This is a genomic window from Streptococcus suis (assembly GCA_024583055.1).
GTDB lineage: Bacteria > Bacillota > Bacilli > Lactobacillales > Streptococcaceae > Streptococcus > Streptococcus suis_V.
In genome coordinates this window covers 1,073,455-1,090,387 of the sequence record CP102145.1, presented here as the reverse complement: position 1 = coordinate 1,090,387, position 16,933 = coordinate 1,073,455, and the positions used below count along the sequence as shown (strand labels likewise).

Here is a 16,933-nt window from a genome sequence, read left to right as displayed (position 1 = left end):
TTTACTCCTTTTTGGTAATAAGGTAGACGAGGTAGAGTCCCATTGCCAATGGGAACAGGAGTCCGATTGGCTTGACCTTTCCTAGCCAGACCCCAATACCAAATACCAGAAGCAAGACTAGCAGAGCGACGACGATTTGGAGGAGGTAGTAGGCAATATCTTCTTGACTAGGTGACACACGCAGGCTAATGGTGATAGGGACGGTGAGGAGGCTAGGAGAGGCAAAGGGCTCTGGGGCCCAATAGGAGACCAGGCAAATGCTGGTAACGAAGATATAAATGATGCAGTATAGAATGGACTGTCGTTTAGTTGATAGGTGATTCTTCATTTTTTCCTCCTCTCCATTTTCCGTTGGTTTTCTTGGTCCTCCAGTCGTTTGACATAGTTGGTAGCAGAAATGACAATGCTTGCAAATAGTCCCATAAAACCAGCGTAGAAGAGGTTTTTAGGTTGGAAGAGAGTTTCGAGGACAGAACCATTGCTGTCAAACAAGTCTGAGACGCTAGAAAAAATCAAGCTGAATAGGCTGACACCAATTCCCCAACGCAAGGGGTGGCGATAGGGTCGGGCTTGCTCCTCTGGACTGATTTCTTCAGGGTCGAATTGACCAAAATCACGGTTGAGCATCTGGACGCTGAGCACAGCGATGAGAATAAAGAGAATGGCACCGAGCAGGATAGGATACCAGGTTGCAACCTCGGTTGTATAGCGAACAGCTAGCATAAAAGCGACAGCATTGCTTATCAAAAGAAACCAGCTTAGATAGATAAAAGTAAGACCGCCAATTTCATCAGCCTGTTCCCGCCGGCATTCATCCAAGGGACCTCGCACACCGTAGAAATGTTTGATGAGCTTGGTCATCCAGGGTTTTTCTTTTTTGGAAATAGCAGAGCTACTAGTCAGATTTTGAGCCTGTTTCTGGCGATAAACTAACTGAATGTGAGTCACAATCCCCACGAAGATACCGCCTAAACAAGCTGCGAAGAAAAAGCGAGGAGTGGTCAGATTGGTTATGAAGTCCATGTCTTTGTCCATCCAGGCCCCGAAAAAGGCATTCCAGAGATACATGACCAGAGTGAAATATACAGCGAATTTCACACTAGCCCACTTGAGGCCACGTACCTCTTTCTCCGACAAATCCTCCCTATCTAGTGCAGTCAGCTGGCTGCGATAGCTTTGGAGAGCCAGATAGCTCTGAAGTCCTAGCAAGATGATTTCTAAAAAGACTGGGTAGCCGTAGCCAACCTGCTCCGGAAATCGTTCGGACAAGGAGAGAGCCAGAAGAAGAGTAAACAGGAGTCCGATGAAGAGGAAGATGAAGGCCATATTGCCCAATCTCATGGCCTCTTTTCGGCGAAATTCATCCAGCGGACCTGCGATGCCGTAAAATCGTTTGATGAGCTTGTTTTGAAAGGTTTCCTTGTTCATAGCCTGTCTCCTTAGTTGAGATTGTACCGTTTGATGAGGTAGGGTGTGATGTGATGAGTCGCTAGGAAGTAGACCAATCCCATAATGGCAACCTGAAGCCAACTGGTTGGTTTACTTGCTTGAGCAAGGAAATGGTCCAAGCCATAATCAGCGATATTCCAAATGGCCATCAGAAGAAGGGAGAGAATGGTTGAGAGGCTAGAGCGTACGATAGTTCTTTTGTTTTTCATAGTGTTCTCCTTTCTTTAATCAATCCAAAAAAGGCTGTTGAGGTCGGTCTGTAGGATCTTGGCTAGGTTGATGCAGAGGTCCAGCGAGGGGTTGTATTTGTCATTTTCAATCATGTTAATGGTTTGACGTGAGACTCCGATAGCCTTGGCTAATTCTAGCTGGGACAGGCCGAGTTCCGTTCGGAAGGATTTGACACGATTCATATGACCTCCTATCTTATGTCACATATATGCGACATCTCTGTATAAAATTTTTTGAGGATGTCTCCTCTATTTTTGTCAAATATATCTGACATACTTCCTAATGTTATTATAAGAAAATCTTAAAGAGATGTCAACTATAATTGACATATTTTTTGTAAAAAGTTTGCAACAACTTTTTGTATTGTTTTGTGGTACAATAGAAAAGATATGAGCAAGGAATTTAATCACACAACTGTTCTCTTGCATGAGACAGTCGATATGTTAGACATCAAACCAAATGGAATTTACGTAGATGCAACGCTGGGTGGAGCAGGTCATAGCGAGTACCTGCTCAGTCAGTTGACAGAAGGTGGGCATCTTTATGCCTTTGACCAGGATCAGACGGCCATTGACCATGCCCACATCCGCCTGGCTCCCTATATTGAAAAGGGACAGGTTACCTTTATCAAGGATAATTTCCGCAATCTAAGGGCGCGTTTGGCTGAGCTGGGTGTGACGGAGATTGATGGGATTTGCTATGATTTGGGTGTTTCCAGTCCCCAGTTGGATGAGCGAGAGCGTGGCTTTTCCTATAAACAAGATGCGCCGCTGGACATGCGGATGAACCGAGAAGGGCATTTGACGGCCTATGATGTGGTCAATAGCTATGACTACCATGACCTGGTGCGGATTTTCTTTAAATATGGTGAGGATAAATTTTCCAAGCAGATTGCTCGTAAGATTGAACAGGCGCGTGCGGTCAAGCCGATTGAAACAACGACAGAATTGGCGGAGCTTATCAAGTCGGCCAAGCCAGCCAAAGAACTCAAGAAAAAAGGCCATCCTGCCAAGCAGATTTTCCAGGCCATTCGGATTGAGGTCAATGATGAGCTGGGGGCAGCGGATGAGTCCATTCAGCAGGCCATCGATTTGCTGGCGGTGGGAGGACGGATTTCGGTCATTACCTTCCATTCTCTGGAGGATCGCCTAACCAAGCAATTGTTCAAAGAGGCTTCGACAATTGATGTTCCCAAAGGCTTACCCTTTATCCCAGATGATTTGAAGGCACCACTTGAATTGGTCATAAGAAAGCCAATCTTGCCAAGTCAAGAAGAATTAGACAGTAACAACCGTGCGCATTCAGCCAAATTGCGCGTAGCAAAGAGAGTGCATAAGTAGGAGTAAGCTATGTTGCAGGAAAAACGTAGAGAAACGACCATGCGTCTGATTAGTGAAAAAATCAAAACCTTTAACCGCGTTGAAAAGGCTTTTTATGCTAGCCTGGTATTTACAGCGCTGTTCTTGGCTATTGGGGTTATCTTCATCCAGACCAAGCTCTTGCAGGTGCAGGGCGAAATGGCACGGGTCAATCAGCAAATCAACTCCAAGCAGGTAGAAATTGACGATACTAAGCAGGCTATCCAGGAATTGACGCGCTCGGGTCGATTGATGGAAATTGCTGAAAAAGAAGGATTGACCTTAAACAATAATAACGTAGGGGTTGCCGAATAATGCAGACGAGACGAAAGAAATTATTACGGTACATATTGAAACAACGCTACCGGCCTTCGCAGAACAGGCGTAGGGTCGGTCAGAACCTGATTTTACTCAGTATTTTTACCTTTTTGGTTTTCCTTATCAACTTTGCTATCATTATTGGGACCGACTCCAAGTTCGGAGTGGATTTGTCAGTGGCCGCTAGTCGTGTGCACCAGCAAGAGGTAATAGTTCAAGCAAGGCGTGGGACCATCTATGATCGACTGGGCTTCCCAATCGCAGAAGATTCGACCACCTATACGGTCTATGCAGTCGTTGATAAGAATTATGTATCAGCTTCCAATGAGATTTTATATGTAGAGTCGAGCCAATTCTCCAAGGTGGCTTCTATTTTTAAAAATCTTCTAGATATTGATGAGGAGTATACTCTCAAGCAATTGAAGCAGCCAGAATTGAGCCACATTTACTTTGGTGCTAAGGGGAAAAATATTTCCTACAATACCATGATGACCATTAGTCAGGAAATGGAAGCGGCCGGCATCAAGGGCATTAAGTTTAACATGAGCCCTGGGCGAATGTATCCAAATGGGAATTTTGCCTCAAATTTCCTTGGATTGGCGACGCCTGACGAAAATGAAGATGGAAGTTATAGCTTGAGCGGCAAGACAGGCATGGAATACTACCTCAATAGCATTCTCGCAGGTCAAGATGGCAAGATTATCTACGAGAAAGATAACAAGGGTCGGATCCTGCCTGGAACAGAGGACATCAGGGTTCGGCCAGTAGATGGTCAAGATGTTTATACGACTCTATCTGCTGATTTGCAACGTTCGCTAGAAACCAACATGGATATTTTCTTTGATAAGACAAAGGGGAAATACGCCAGTGCGACCTTGGTATCAGCCAAAACTGGGGAAATTTTAGCAACAACTCAACGACCAAGCTATGATGCGGATACAAAAGAAGGGTTAGCTGATAAAGATTTGCTCCAGTACTCCCTTCTGTATCAGGCCACTATGGAGCCAGGTTCGACCATGAAGGTCATGACCTTGGCATCAGCAATCGATAGCAATGTCTTTGATCCTAATCAGATGTATGTCAATAATGGCTATACCATTGCGGATGCAACGGTTAACGACTGGACGGTCAATGGGGGAGAGTCTGCTGTTTCCCTCAATATGGCCCAGGCATTTGCCCTATCCAGTAACGTCGGGATGATCATGTTGGAACAAAAAATGGGCAATGAGAAATGGTTGGATTACCTAGCCAAGTTCCGTTTTGGCTATCCGACACGTTTTGGAATGGGGTCTGAAAGTGCAGGCCTCCTGCCGGGCGACAACATCGTAACCATTACCATGTCTTCATTCGGTCAGGGTATTTCAGCGACTCAGGTCCAGATGTTGCGGGCCTTCTCGGCTATTGGTAATGACGGAACCATGTTGCAACCCAAGTTCATCTCAGGCTTGTATGATCCAAATTCCGATTCGGTGCGTATTGCCAAACCTGAAGTGGTTGGCCATCCTGTATCTGAAAAAGCAGCTTCAGATACACGGGATTACATGATCACAGTTGGGACTGATCCAGTTTTTGGTACGCTCTATAACAAGTGGACTATGTCTCCTGTTATTCAGGTTAATGGTTATGATGTGGCAGTAAAATCAGGTACTGCCCAGATTGCCAAGGAAGATGGAACGGGTTACATTGATGGTCGATACCTTCAGTCAGTCGTAGCCATGGTTCCAGCTGAGGATCCAGAATTTATTATGTATGCAACCGTGAGAGAGCCAGAATCCTATACTGGAATGGAGTGGGAGGATATATTTAATCCAATACTGAAAGAGGCTATGTTATTGAAAGATAATTTAAACTTGGATAATGTTGCTCCTTCATTGCAGTTTGTGGAAAATGAAACAGAATTTAAGTTACCAGATGTTATTGGTCAAGGCCCAGGCACAACTGCTGAGGAATTGCGTAGACAATTGATTCAGCCTATTATTTTGGGAAATGGCGACAAGATAACGGATGTTTCTGTTACAGAAGGGACCAATCTCCCAGCCAATCAGCAAATCCTTCTTCTGACCAATAACTTTACCCATATTCCAGATTTTTACGGATGGACCAAGGAAAATATGGACATCTTTAGCGAATGGACGGGTATCGAAGTCGTCTATAAGGGAGAGGGAAGTCTGGTTGTGGACCAGAATGTTGCCTTTGGTCGAGAGCTGAAGAAAACCAAGAGATTAACAATTACATTAGGAGATTAACATGCAATTTGCACTCATTTCGAGTCTGGTAGCCTTTCTAGCAACGCTACTTTTGATTCCAAGATTTATCGTTTTTTATCAAAAGAAACGCATTGAAGGGCAACAGATGCACGAGGATGTGAAACAGCATCAATTTAAGGCGGGAACCCCTACCATGGGAGGAACTGTCTTTCTGGTGACAGCCATTGTAACGAGTCTGATTTTTGCCACTATCAGCAACCTGTTAACTGGTGGATTACTAGCCATTCTATTCATCCTGTTTCTCTATGGCCTGGTCGGATTTTTGGATGATTTTTTGAAAATCTTCCGCAAAATCAATGAGGGTCTCAACCCCAAGCAAAAGTTAGCTCTGCAAATACTTGGTGGACTGGTGTTCTACTTTGTCCATGTCAATGCTACTGGGGGAGGTGAACTGAATGTCTTTGGTTACCTGCTTGACCTAGGCCCCTTCTACATTGCCTTTGTCCTTTTCTGGTTGGTCGGCTTCTCAAATGCGGTCAACCTGACAGATGGTATTGATGGCCTAGCTTCGATTTCGGTCGTGATTAGCTTGGCAGCCTATTCCATCATTGCTTTTATCAATAGGCAGTTCGACATTTTACTGGTCTGCCTGACCATGATTGGTAGTCTGCTTGGCTTCTTTGCCTACAATCGAAAACCCGCAAAAATCTTTATGGGGGATGTCGGTTCGCTAGCACTGGGCGGCATGCTAGCTACGATTTCAATCGCTCTTCGTGTGGAATGGACCCTGCTCCTCATCGGCTTTGTTTATGTCCTTGAAACGTCATCCGTTATGCTACAGGTGTCCTATTTCAAATACAGCAAGAAAAAGTTTGGAGAAGGTCGTCGGATTTTCCGCATGACTCCTTTCCACCATCACTTGGAACTAGGCGGTTTATCTGGCAAATCCGAAAAATGGAGCGAATGGAAGGTGGACTTCTTCCTTTGGGGTCTTGGCCTTGGAATGAGTCTATTGACGCTTGCAATTTTATATCTATAAATAACAAATACTCTCAGTCTTGGACATGTAGCTTCTAGGACGGAGAGTTTTTTCTTTGAAGACGATCTGTATAGATAAATTTTAAGTCTTCATAAATTTTATATATTGGTCAAGCCAGTTGATTCTTGGTAAACTAGTACTACTTTTGTAAAATGGAGGAAAATGACATGAAAAAGAAATGGCTTACTGGCCTCTTATCAACTGTAGCAGTTTTGACCTTGGCGGCTTGCGCCAATGGCGGAGCGTCCAATACAGGTTCTAGCTCAAAAGCTGCATCATCAGCAGATACGGAAACCTTTACCTATGCTATCGACGGCGACCCAAGTTCGACCAACCCGCTTAACACCAGCGACCGTTGGGGCTTGACCTTGACCAATTTTATCTACTCGCCATTGATTCGTATCGAGGCAGACGGTAGCTATGTCAATGAATTGGCAGAATCTTACGAGATTGCAGAAGACGGCCTTAGCATCACGGTTAAACTCCGCCAGGATGTTAAATGGTCAGACGGCGAAGCCTTTAACGCAGATGATGTTGTCTTTACTTACAATGAAAAAGTGAAGAAAGAAAATGGTGGTTCAGACGGCCTTTATATCAACGACCAACCTGTGACGGTTGAGAAGGTAGATGACTATACGGTCAAATTCGTCCTTCCAGCAGTGTCTGCACCTGCCTTGGACAATATCGTAGCAGAGACCTACATTATCCCAGAGCACATCTTTAAAGATGAGGCAGACCTGTCTGTTAACCAATTGAAGGCAACCCCTGTCGGTACAGGACCTTACAAATTTGTAGAGTACAAGAATGGTGAGTATATCAAGTTGGAAGCCAACGAGAACTACTACAAGGGTGAGGCAGAAATCGACAATCTGGTCCTTCGTATCATCGAAAGCCCAGATACGACTAAAGTTGCTCTTCAAACAGGTGAAGTAGATGCAGCCTTTGTTCTTCCGGCGGTTATCAAGGACTTGGACAAAGATACACTTGAAACTTATGCTTATAGTGAAAACCGTGTTGGCTACCTGGGTCTCAATACGACGACTGAAGAGTTGAAGGATGTCAAGGTCCGCAAGGCTATTCTCTTTGCACTAAACAAGGATGAATTCAACCAGGCAGCTTACTTGGATAAGGAATACTATGAGACACCATATTCCTTCCTTCCAGTTGCCAACCCATACAAGACAGATGATGTTGAAAAATATGAGCAAAATGTTGAGAAGGCCAAAGAGCTCTTGGTTGAAGCAGGTGTCAGCAATCTGACCCTCAACCTGGGTTACAACTCATCTGACGCAGCACAAACCCTACAAGCAACCTTGATCCAACAGCAATTGGCTGCTATCGGTGTAACGGTTGAATTGGCTGGTGGCGATTCATCTGCCCTCTTCACAGAATTGCGCAAGGAAGGCTCAACAGCCTACAATCTCTTCCTGGGTGGCTACATCATGGGGAATGACCCAGACCAATATGCTCGTCTCTTCAAGTCAGGTGGAGCGTCTAACTACTTCAAATTGACTTCACCAGAAATTGACGGCTACTTTGCAGAAGGCGCGGTTGAGCTGGATAAGGCTAAGCGTGAAGAAATCTATGACAATTTGCAGAAAGAATTGGCTGACCAAGCGGCTATCTACCCAATTGTGGACAACAAGAAAATCTTGGCTGTTAACAAGCGTGTGAAAAATGTCGAAGAGGCTGGTTTGGTTCCAATCTTTACCTTTGAAGATCCGTCTAAATTGACGATTGAATAAGGGAGTCTTTTGTTCAACAAGACGAATGGGCCTGACTAATCTTAGTCAGCCCATTCAAACAATAGTGGGAAGTTAGGTCCGAACTTTATAAGAACCTGTATTCACAAGTAAAGTACATTTGGATAGGAAATAGTTTTTTGCACATCAAGGCCGTTTTTCTAGAAATACTGACAATATTTCTAGAAAAACGAACGTTGAGTAGCATAAAAATAGCCCTAGCTAAAGGTGCCGAGCTGTGAATATAGGTTCTAGGGTTTTGGCCGGCTCCCTTTTCGTGTTTTTGGAGGAACTATGTTTCGTTATATTGTAAAGAGGATTTTGCAGGCCATTCCTCTCTTATTACTCATTTCCTTTATCGTCTTTTCCCTGATTCAATTGGCCCCCTTTGATGTGATTGATTCCATGACAACGCCCAATATGGATCAGGAGCAAATTGACCTGCTCAAGGAACGGTATGGGCTCAACCAACCTTTCTTGGTTCAGTACGGCATCTGGCTAAAGGGCCTCTTGACAGGGGACCTTGGTTTTTCTCTGATGACCCAGCATTCAATTGGCGCGGATTTGGCGGAGAAAATTCCTAATACCATTTCGCTGGTCTTGCCTTCTTACTTGACTGCTCTGGTCATGGCAGTGGCCTTGGGTTTGATTTCAGCTTCCCAGCGAGGGAAGTGGGTTGATAAGGTTATCGATGCCTTTGCCTCTATCGGGATTGCCATGCCGACCTTCTGGTTTGCCATGATTTTGATTTACCTCTTTGGTTATAAGTGGCGCCTTTTTCCTTTTATCGGTATGTATACTCTGGGCAAGGAAGGGGATTTTCTGGATTTTCTCTCCCATTTCACCCTGCCCTATCTGACCTTGACCATGGCTTTCCTACCAGAATTAATTCGTTTCATCCGGGCATCAGCCATTGTGGAGGTGGACAAGGACTATGTGACCGTACAAGAGGCTTTTAAGGCTAAAAAATCAGAAATCTTCGGCAAGCATGTGGCACGAAATGTCTTGATTCCTGTAGCCACCCAGGTGGGGATGGCCCTGCCTATGTTGGTGACGGGAGCTATCATTACAGAAACCATTTTTGCCTGGCCGGGAGTGGGACCTTATCTGACAGCAGCAACCAAGGCCCTGGACTATCCGGTGATTATGGCGGTTATGCTCCTGTCTGCCAGCCTTGTCATCCTGGGCAATCTCCTGTCGGATGTCTTGTATGCCCTAGTGGATCCCCGTGTCTGGAAAGGAGGAGAAAACTAATGTTGATACTCAAACAATTGAAGGCAACACTCAAAGAATCTCCCCTCTATCTCTTTTCAGTCATCTTTATCCTCTTTTTGGTAGTCCTATCTCTCTTGGCCCCCCTTATCCCTATCGATCCCAATCTGACGGATGTGACGCAGATGAACCAGGGACCGAGTGCGGAGCATTGGTTTGGAACGGACCAGGTCGGGCGTGACTACTTTATCCGCGTTATCTACGGTGGACGGATTTCCCTTTTAGTCGGTCTCATGGCCATGGTCGCCTCGGTGACAATCGGCAGCCTGGTCGGGATTACGGCTGGTTATCTTGGCGGAAAATGGGACAATGTCATCATGCGGATTGTTGAAGTTCTGTCTTCCATTCCCTGGCTGGTTTTGGTCATCGTGCTCAGCGTCTTCTTGAAACCTGGCTTGTCAACCATTATCATCGTTATTGGTGGCTTTTCTTGGATGAGCATTGCCCGAATTTTACGGGCCGAGACCATGAAAGCCAAGGTGGCAGACTATGTTGGCTATGCAGCCTTTATCGGTGTTAAAAAGCGGAAAATCATCTGGCGCCATATTTTACCAGCAATCCTCCCAACCTTGATAGTAACGGCATCGACCAGCATTTCGTCGGCCATTATGACGGAGTCTGCCCTCAGTTTCTTGGGAATGGGGATCCAGCAACCGCTGGCTTCTTGGGGAAGTCTCCTGCAAAATGCCCAGTCAACCTTGCAGAGTGCTCCACATATGGCAATCTTGCCTGGACTTTTTATCCTTCTGACCATTTATTCCTTTAACAATATTGGTGACTTGATTCGTGATTGCCTAGAAAGAGAGGTCTACTAATGACAGAGAATTTGATTAGCTTAAACAATCTGACCATTACCAATCAGAAACGGACCTCTCAAATGGTCTTGGTGGACGGTATTGACCTCAGCATTCCCAAGGGAAAAATCGTCGGTATCGTTGGAGAGTCGGGTTCTGGAAAGAGCTTGACCATGAAGTCTCTGATGGGGATTTTGCCCAAAGGTTTGGAGGCAAGTTATAGCAGCTTTGAGATGAACGGACAGGCTGTTGACAATCCAAAAGCTCTGCCCTTGTCCATGATTTTCCAGGATCCTATGACCTCTCTCAATCCCTTGCGGACCATTGGTTTTCATCTGAGGGAAGTGGTGCGTCGTTTCCAGCCAGGTTTGAGCAAGGACCAGGTGGAAACAGAAATATTATCGATTCTAGAAAAGGTTGGTATTGCGGATCCAGCTTTACGTCTCAAGCAATTTCCCTTTGAGTTTTCAGGTGGTATGCGGCAGCGTATTGTCATTGCTATGGCTTTATTAGCCAAACCCGAGCTCTTGATTGCGGATGAGCCGACAACGGCCTTGGATGTGACTATTCAGGCTCAGATTTTGGCCCTCCTCAATGAGTTGCAGGAGTCCTTTGGCTTGACCATTGCCATTGTCAGTCATGATTTCAGTGTGATTGCTGGCATTTGTGACCAGGTCTATGTTATGCGTCAGGGCAAGGTGGTAGAGAAGGCTAATGTGGAGACCATTTTCGCTGAACCGCAGCATGCTTATACCCAGGCCCTGCTCAAGGCGGCCCGTTTGGAAACCTTTGACGGCAGCTTGCCAGTAGATAGTCCGACCAGTCAGTTGGTTGAGGTCGGTCCGGACCATTGGGTAAGAAAGGAGCAAGCAGATGCCTAAAGATATTATGGTAGAAGTTGCTGGTGTCAGCAAGACCTATCGGAAAAAATCCTGGTTGGGTCAAGAACAGGTGGTTCAGGCCCTGAAAGATATTGACCTGTCCATTTTCAAGGGGGAAACCCTGGGCTTGGTAGGTGAGTCAGGTAGTGGGAAATCAACCCTGTCCAAGATTATTTTGGGACTGGAAACAGCCAGCCAAGGGGACATTCGTTTTCCAAGCCTATCGGATCAGGAGCTGAAAAAACAGGCCTTGCAGGTCATTTACCAAGATCCCTATTCGTCTCTCAATCCCTACCTATCAGCCTTGGAATTGGTCAAGGAACCCCTCTACGCCCTACCCAAGGAAGAGGCGGAAAGCAGGGCCTTGGCTATTCTGGAGCGGGTGGGAATCAGTGGGGATGCGGTCCACAAGCGTCCCAAATCCTTTTCAGGTGGTCAACGTCAGCGGATCGGGATTGCACGGGCGGTCGTCTCGCAGCCTCAGTTTGTGGTCTGTGATGAGCCAACATCAGCCTTGGATGTTTCCATACAGGCGACCATTTTGGATTTGCTACGGGGCTTGCAGGATGAATTTGGTTTGACCTATCTCTTCATCTCACACGATTTGACCTTGGTGCGGCACTTTGCAGATCGGATTGCTGTCATGTATAAGGGTAGTCTGGTCGAACTGGGTCCTGCGTCAGCTATTTTCCAGAATCCCCAGCACGCCTATACCCGCTATCTGCTAAAGTCCAATCTGAGTTTGGATCCAGCTCAGGCCCGGCAGGAATTGGCTGATTTGGCAAAGAATAAGCAGAGCCACTACTTTGTCACTCAAGGTCAGTGGTTAGAGGTGGAGGAGGGACATTTTGTCCTTTCAATCCCTGATAAATAAAATTTATAACGAGATTGAAAATCTATATTAGACGATGTTTCTTGCTCGTGATAGAATAATAAAAAATTGATAGAGAGGATTTCCTATGAAGAAGGTTGTGATTGGTATTTCGGGTAATGAGCAAGAATTTCCAAGCAAATCGGGCCGTCATTATGTGACGGTGGCGCGTGAATTATCAGACGGTGTGCGCCAGGCTGGTGGCTTGCCAATCGTGATTCCTATGGGAAGTCCGGATTCGGCCAAGGATTACATTGACATGGTGGACAAGTTGATTTTATCTGGTGGTCAGCATGTAGACCCTAGCCTGTATGGCCAGGAAAAAGAGATTGACAGTGACGATTATTTGTTGGCGCGTGATGAGTTTGAATTGGCCTTGATTAAGGAGGCACTTCGTCAGGGCAAACCGATTTTTGCAGTCTGCCGTGGGATGCAGTTGCTCAATGTGGCCCTGGGTGGTAGTCTGGAGCAGTCCTTGGAGGACCATTGGCAGAATGATTGGGCAGGAACCTCTCACCAGCTAGAAGTCGAGGCCCATAGCCGTGTCAGCCACCTCTTTGCTCAAGGTAGTCAAATCAATTCCTTCCACCACCAGCGGATCAAGGAATTGGCACCTGGTTTAGTAGCAACAGGACGTGATCCACGAGATGGGACCATTGAGGCTTATGAAAGCAAGGGCAAGCAGGCCCTATTTGGCCTTCAGTGGCACCCAGAGTTCTTGTTTGAGGATTGCCGTCAACACAGAGAACTTTTCCAATACATTGTTGATCGATTTTAAGTTAACCAACTGCTCGATAGGGTGGTTGGTTTTTGCAACTTTATAAATAAAAATATGTATAATTCTATTGAGAAAAAATTGTAAAAAATGTATAATAATGTTTGTAGTTGTATACAATACGATTTATCCTTAGGAAGGAATCATTATATGAAGAAGAGTCAAGATTTTAAAGGTTATGGAAGTATCCGAAAAGGTATTCATGGAGCAGTTGGAATACTTGTTTTAGGTTTACTTTTTTCAGCCGGTCAGGTAGTCGCTGCGGATGAGGTAGTGACAGAAGCTACATCAGATACTGGATTAACGATTTCGGAAGATTCCATTGCTGATATTCCGGAGGGAGCAGCAGTTGATTCGAATGCTGGTGAAAATATTGCTAATACATCAGAATCGAATACAGCAATTGATGGAAGTGGTACAGACCTTGTCAACGAGGTTTCTGCAAATGATAGCACAGAGCGTTCAGCTGACCTGCCGGCAACAGTGATGGAGGATCGAACAGCGCCGGAGTTAGTATCAATAGCGACTGATAAGAGCGAGTATCGGGCCGGGGAAACGATTCGTGTAACAATTAATGCACGAGATGAAACAGGTATAGAAAATACATATGTTAGTTTCTACAGTGAAGATATCACAACAACGCATAGCATTAGTCGTGACTATAGCAGTCGAGAAATAACAAGGCTATCCGATGATACTTATCAAATTACAGATTGCTATACAATTCCTACTACCCTCCCAAGTGCTCGTTTCAAAGTAGGTTATGTTGGGCTAACTGATAGTGTTGGTAACGAATCTATTATTAGTCGTTATGATGGAACAGAGGGACAAAAGGAACAGGTAGGCTCTCTCTCTATTTCGGTTATTGGAAGTGTAACGGATGTGACTCCGCCTGAATTATTATCTATCTATACAAATAAAAATGAATATCAGGCCGGAGAAATGATTCGCGTGACAATCAATGCACGAGATGAAACAGGTATAGAAAATACATATGTTAGTTTCTACAGTGAAGATATCACAACAACGCATAGCATTAGTCGTGACTATAGCAATCGAGAAATAACAAGGCTATCCGATGATACTTATCAAATTACAGATTACTATACAATTCCTACTACCCTCCCAAGTGCTCGTTTCAAAGTAGGTTATGTTAGGTTAACTGATAGTGTTGGTAACGAATCTATTATTAGTCGTTATGATGGAACAGAGGGACAAAAGGAACAGGTAGGCACTCTCTCTATTTCGGTTATTGGAAGTGTAACGGATGTGACTCCACCTGAATTATTATCTATCTATACAAATAAAAATGAATATCAGGCCGGAGAAATGATTCGTGTAACAATCAATGCACAAGAAGAAACAGGTATAGAAAATACATATGTTAGTTTCTACAGTGAAGATATCACAACAACGCATAGCATTAGTCGTGACTATAGCAGTCGAGAAATAACAAGTCTATCCGATGATACTTATCAAATTACAGATTACTATACAATTCCTACTACCCTCCCAAGTGCTCGTTTCAAAGTAGGTTATGTTAGGCTAACTGATAGTGTTGGTAACGAATCTATTTTTAGTCGTTATGACGGTACGGATTCCCAGAGAAAGGATATTTCAGAAATAGAACTGAAAATACATTCAACTCAGTCGGGTGCAGTAATTATTCATTATCAACTTGAAGATGGTACTAAAATTGCGGAGGATAAGCGTGTATCTGGTGTTGTTGCGACATTAGCACCAGGTGCTAGTCAATCAATAGCCACAGGTATTACTTATGATACAAGTACAGAGGCTCCCTTGATTTTGGAAGGTTTGGACGGTAGAAAATATTATAAGCTAAATGTAGATGGGGATGAATCAGGAGTCTTAAAACAAGGAATAAGTGAGGTAACTTATACATATACACCATATCTAGTATCTACTGAACAAATTGACCAGAAATACGGTCGTGTACTTGTCCAATTCCAAACTCCAGAAGGTCAGTCAATCAAAGAATCCGTCCTGGCTGTTCCAGACACCTTGGTTAGTTATCGTGAAAAGTCAATTTATATTGATGGAACTGAAAGTATCTCGGAGCCGATTAGCTTGTATCCATATTACGATATATTCCAATATCTAGAGCAGTCTATTGAGTTTCAGGGAGTTGTCTACAATAGAGACACAAGTGTAGATTATTACGCTACTCGTGGGTTATCGGAAGGTGAAGAAGTGATAACACTTTATTACCGACCAATTCCATCCTTGCAATCCTTAACCTTTGATAAGGAATCTTACAAACCTGGTGATACTGTTACTGCAAGTTTCGTCGTTTTTTCACCGGAAGAAATGGAAAGGATTTTCTTCGGACTGTCTGATAATCGATTAAATCATAAATATGTTTTAAGAGCAGAAGGAAATTCATATACGGTTGTTGGTGAAAATCTGTATCGCTTCGATGTGCCGATTCAGCTCATGAAATCTTATCCACAAGCGAAACTAGATTTAGATTATATTTATTTGGCTGCAAAAAATAACAGCCGTTCAGATACGGTATCAGATCCGAAGCTTATCGACCACATTCATTCGACATTTAAAGTGGATTCTGATTTTATCATGACTGATAATGAAGGACCTAAAATCCTTGATATTCAATTCAATCAGTCAGAGTTCGACTATGGTGAAAAGATAATTGCAACCATAGATGTTGAAGATGAATCAGAAATTGCGGAGGTAAATTTATCTTTTAATTCTGAGAATGGTATTTACAATTTTGCCGGAAATATCGAGCAGATTGAGCATCTTTCTGGCAATAAAAAACGAATCACTTTATCTAGTATCGCCCACTTTACCTATCCTGAGGGAGTTTCGAATGTAGGTAATATATTTGTTTCGGATAGATTTGGAAATTCAGCGTCCTTCTCTCAACCTGAAGAATCGCTAGGAAAATTTATTACCATTCATCCTAGAACAGAATTGGAACCAAAACCAATTATCGAAGAAGAGACGTCAACTACCGTTAAAATAGTTGATAAGGCAACCCGCCGAGTATTGATTCGAAAAACAGTTGTTGGAGACTATCAAACTGTGCAAGACGCAGTTGAAGAAGCGATAGCGACATATGAAGCTGAATATGGGGTAAAATTTGAATTGAGTGGTGCTGGAGGCACCGGCAGGTCCGTGGTAACAACTGAGGATAATCGAACTCATACTGCTATAACACGTTATTATGAGCAATTTGTGACAAATATTTCTGATAAGCCCTTGCCAGAAGATACAAATACGCTTGTGCCTAAGGGACTTATCTACGATAATAATAGTGTCAACTATGCTTTGTTCCGGGTGAGAGTTATGGTTGGTGATGAGGTGATGAGCGATACTAGTCAAACAATTTATTCAACTGTTGATGAAGTGATTCGCGAAATCTTGACCGGTCTTGATAATAACTTGTACACTCTAGGTTCTATAGATGTTAAGAATGAATTCACAAGCATTTTTACTGATGTCCAAATCTATAATGGTCCTTCCTATGACATTCTAATTCAATTGAAAAAATTGGAAATGGAGCCTAATCAACAAACTTCCCCAGAACCAATCGAAACGGATAAACCGAATGACACAACAATAAATGATGATTCGGATAGTATTGAAAAGGAAACTGAAAACAAGGTTCCAGTTGAAGACTTAAGTAGTACTAATGAAGTAGGCAATCGTCTTGACGATTCGAATGAAATAATTTCTAACGTGTTGCCAACTAATATTGTCTCAATCGGTATAGGACAAGATATTAAATTCGGAAAAACACTGGATAGTGATATAGGTTCTCAGATTACTGTTAATCAGGACAGAACTCAAGTTTCTTCTAAGTCAGTAGGAGATTCCGTAGATAGTGGTCGTCCGGTACTCCCTAAAACTGGTAGTAATGAGCCCATTAGTCTACCAATTGTTGGTCTCAGCCTGCTCGGAGTTGCACTTATCCGTAGAAAAAAGGTGAGATAGTTTAGTCAACACAGAGAA

Annotated in this window: 15 protein-coding genes; 11 read left to right on the top strand and 4 right to left on the bottom strand. The window is 43.9% G+C overall.

The window, feature by feature from the left end:
• Nucleotide 1: 1 nt before the first annotated feature.
• The 4 genes from NQZ91_05375 to NQZ91_05360 are packed head-to-tail and all read right to left on the bottom strand — an operon-like array spanning nucleotide 2 to nucleotide 1,862.
• Nucleotides 2-328: a hypothetical protein gene (locus tag NQZ91_05375; protein ID UUM56842.1), complete on the bottom strand. Its 327-nt coding sequence runs from the start codon at nucleotides 326-328 to the stop codon at nucleotides 2-4.
• Nucleotides 325-1,428, bottom strand: a complete 1,104-nt coding sequence (locus NQZ91_05370) for a DUF3278 domain-containing protein (GenBank protein ID UUM56841.1) — start codon at nucleotides 1,426-1,428, stop codon at nucleotides 325-327. Before NQZ91_05370 ends, NQZ91_05375 begins: the two co-directional genes overlap by 4 nt.
• Before the next feature lie 11 nt (nucleotides 1,429-1,439).
• Nucleotides 1,440-1,658: a hypothetical protein gene (locus NQZ91_05365; protein UUM56840.1), complete on the bottom strand. Its 219-nt coding sequence runs from the start codon at nucleotides 1,656-1,658 to the stop codon at nucleotides 1,440-1,442.
• A gap of 15 nt (nucleotides 1,659-1,673) precedes the next feature.
• Entirely contained in the window at nucleotides 1,674-1,862 is a 189-nt protein-coding gene (locus NQZ91_05360) for a helix-turn-helix transcriptional regulator (GenBank protein ID UUM56839.1), read from the bottom strand.
• Nucleotides 1,863-2,069: 207 nt separating this feature from the next.
• Between NQZ91_05360 and rsmH the strand changes: the two genes are divergently transcribed.
• From rsmH to NQZ91_05305, 11 genes are all read left to right on the top strand, one after another.
• Entirely contained in the window at nucleotides 2,070-3,020 is a 951-nt protein-coding gene (rsmH, locus tag NQZ91_05355) for a 16S rRNA (cytosine(1402)-N(4))-methyltransferase RsmH (protein ID UUM56838.1), read from the top strand.
• Between the two features lie 9 nt (nucleotides 3,021-3,029).
• Nucleotides 3,030-3,353: a cell division protein FtsL gene (gene ftsL, locus NQZ91_05350; GenBank protein UUM56837.1), complete on the top strand. Its 324-nt coding sequence runs from the start codon at nucleotides 3,030-3,032 to the stop codon at nucleotides 3,351-3,353.
• Nucleotides 3,353-5,602, top strand: coding sequence for a penicillin-binding protein PBP2X (pbp2X, locus tag NQZ91_05345; GenBank protein ID UUM56836.1), 2,250 nt, complete (start codon nucleotides 3,353-3,355; stop codon nucleotides 5,600-5,602). The genes ftsL and pbp2X overlap by 1 nt, the downstream gene beginning before the upstream one ends.
• A gap of 1 nt (nucleotide 5,603) precedes the next feature.
• A complete protein-coding gene (mraY, locus tag NQZ91_05340) occupies nucleotides 5,604-6,602 on the top strand; it encodes a phospho-N-acetylmuramoyl-pentapeptide-transferase (GenBank protein ID UUM56835.1) in 999 nt (332 codons plus the stop codon).
• 167 nt (nucleotides 6,603-6,769) lie between these two features.
• A complete protein-coding gene (locus tag NQZ91_05335; protein ID UUM56834.1) occupies nucleotides 6,770-8,347 on the top strand; it encodes an ABC transporter substrate-binding protein in 1,578 nt (525 codons plus the stop codon).
• A gap of 291 nt (nucleotides 8,348-8,638) precedes the next feature.
• Nucleotides 8,639-9,598 (top strand): ABC transporter permease, encoded by a 960-nt coding sequence (locus NQZ91_05330; GenBank protein UUM56833.1) that lies wholly within the window; start codon nucleotides 8,639-8,641, stop codon nucleotides 9,596-9,598.
• Nucleotides 9,598-10,431, top strand: coding sequence for an ABC transporter permease (locus NQZ91_05325; GenBank protein UUM56832.1), 834 nt, complete (start codon nucleotides 9,598-9,600; stop codon nucleotides 10,429-10,431). The genes NQZ91_05330 and NQZ91_05325 overlap by 1 nt, the downstream gene beginning before the upstream one ends.
• Nucleotides 10,431-11,291, top strand: coding sequence for an ABC transporter ATP-binding protein (locus tag NQZ91_05320; GenBank protein ID UUM56831.1), 861 nt, complete (start codon nucleotides 10,431-10,433; stop codon nucleotides 11,289-11,291). The genes NQZ91_05325 and NQZ91_05320 overlap by 1 nt, the downstream gene beginning before the upstream one ends.
• Nucleotides 11,284-12,165, top strand: a complete 882-nt coding sequence (locus NQZ91_05315) for an ATP-binding cassette domain-containing protein (protein ID UUM58784.1) — start codon at nucleotides 11,284-11,286, stop codon at nucleotides 12,163-12,165. The genes NQZ91_05320 and NQZ91_05315 overlap by 8 nt, the downstream gene beginning before the upstream one ends.
• Nucleotides 12,166-12,250: 85 nt before the next feature.
• On the top strand, nucleotides 12,251-12,940 hold the full coding sequence (locus tag NQZ91_05310; GenBank protein UUM58783.1) for a gamma-glutamyl-gamma-aminobutyrate hydrolase family protein: 690 nt from the start codon (nucleotides 12,251-12,253) through the stop codon (nucleotides 12,938-12,940).
• Nucleotides 12,941-13,087: 147 nt separating this feature from the next.
• Nucleotides 13,088-16,915 (top strand): LPXTG cell wall anchor domain-containing protein, encoded by a 3,828-nt coding sequence (locus tag NQZ91_05305; GenBank protein UUM58782.1) that lies wholly within the window; start codon nucleotides 13,088-13,090, stop codon nucleotides 16,913-16,915.
• The last annotated feature ends 18 nt before the right edge of the window (nucleotides 16,916-16,933 follow it).

Bases quoted from the DNA above. Each gene is read 5' to 3' on its own strand.
- NQZ91_05370 (UUM56841.1), bottom strand. From the start codon at position 1,428: ATGAACAAGGAAACCTTTCAAAACAAGCTCATCAAACGATTTTACGGC.
- NQZ91_05330 (UUM56833.1), top strand. From the start codon at position 8,639: ATGTTTCGTTATATTGTAAAGAGGATTTTGCAGGCCATTCCTCTCTTA.
- NQZ91_05335 (UUM56834.1), top strand. From the start codon at position 6,770: ATGAAAAAGAAATGGCTTACTGGCCTCTTATCAACTGTAGCAGTTTTG.
- NQZ91_05305 (UUM58782.1), top strand. From the start codon at position 13,088: ATGAAGAAGAGTCAAGATTTTAAAGGTTATGGAAGTATCCGAAAAGGT.
- NQZ91_05360 (UUM56839.1), bottom strand. From the start codon at position 1,862: ATGAATCGTGTCAAATCCTTCCGAACGGAACTCGGCCTGTCCCAGCTA.
- NQZ91_05365 (UUM56840.1), bottom strand. From the start codon at position 1,658: ATGAAAAACAAAAGAACTATCGTACGCTCTAGCCTCTCAACCATTCTC.
- NQZ91_05315 (UUM58784.1), top strand. From the start codon at position 11,284: ATGCCTAAAGATATTATGGTAGAAGTTGCTGGTGTCAGCAAGACCTAT.
- ftsL (UUM56837.1), top strand. From the start codon at position 3,030: ATGTTGCAGGAAAAACGTAGAGAAACGACCATGCGTCTGATTAGTGAA.
- NQZ91_05310 (UUM58783.1), top strand. From the start codon at position 12,251: ATGAAGAAGGTTGTGATTGGTATTTCGGGTAATGAGCAAGAATTTCCA.
- NQZ91_05375 (UUM56842.1), bottom strand. From the start codon at position 328: ATGAAGAATCACCTATCAACTAAACGACAGTCCATTCTATACTGCATC.
- rsmH (UUM56838.1), top strand. From the start codon at position 2,070: ATGAGCAAGGAATTTAATCACACAACTGTTCTCTTGCATGAGACAGTC.
- mraY (UUM56835.1), top strand. From the start codon at position 5,604: ATGCAATTTGCACTCATTTCGAGTCTGGTAGCCTTTCTAGCAACGCTA.
- NQZ91_05320 (UUM56831.1), top strand. From the start codon at position 10,431: ATGACAGAGAATTTGATTAGCTTAAACAATCTGACCATTACCAATCAG.
- pbp2X (UUM56836.1), top strand. From the start codon at position 3,353: ATGCAGACGAGACGAAAGAAATTATTACGGTACATATTGAAACAACGC.
- NQZ91_05325 (UUM56832.1), top strand. From the start codon at position 9,598: ATGTTGATACTCAAACAATTGAAGGCAACACTCAAAGAATCTCCCCTC.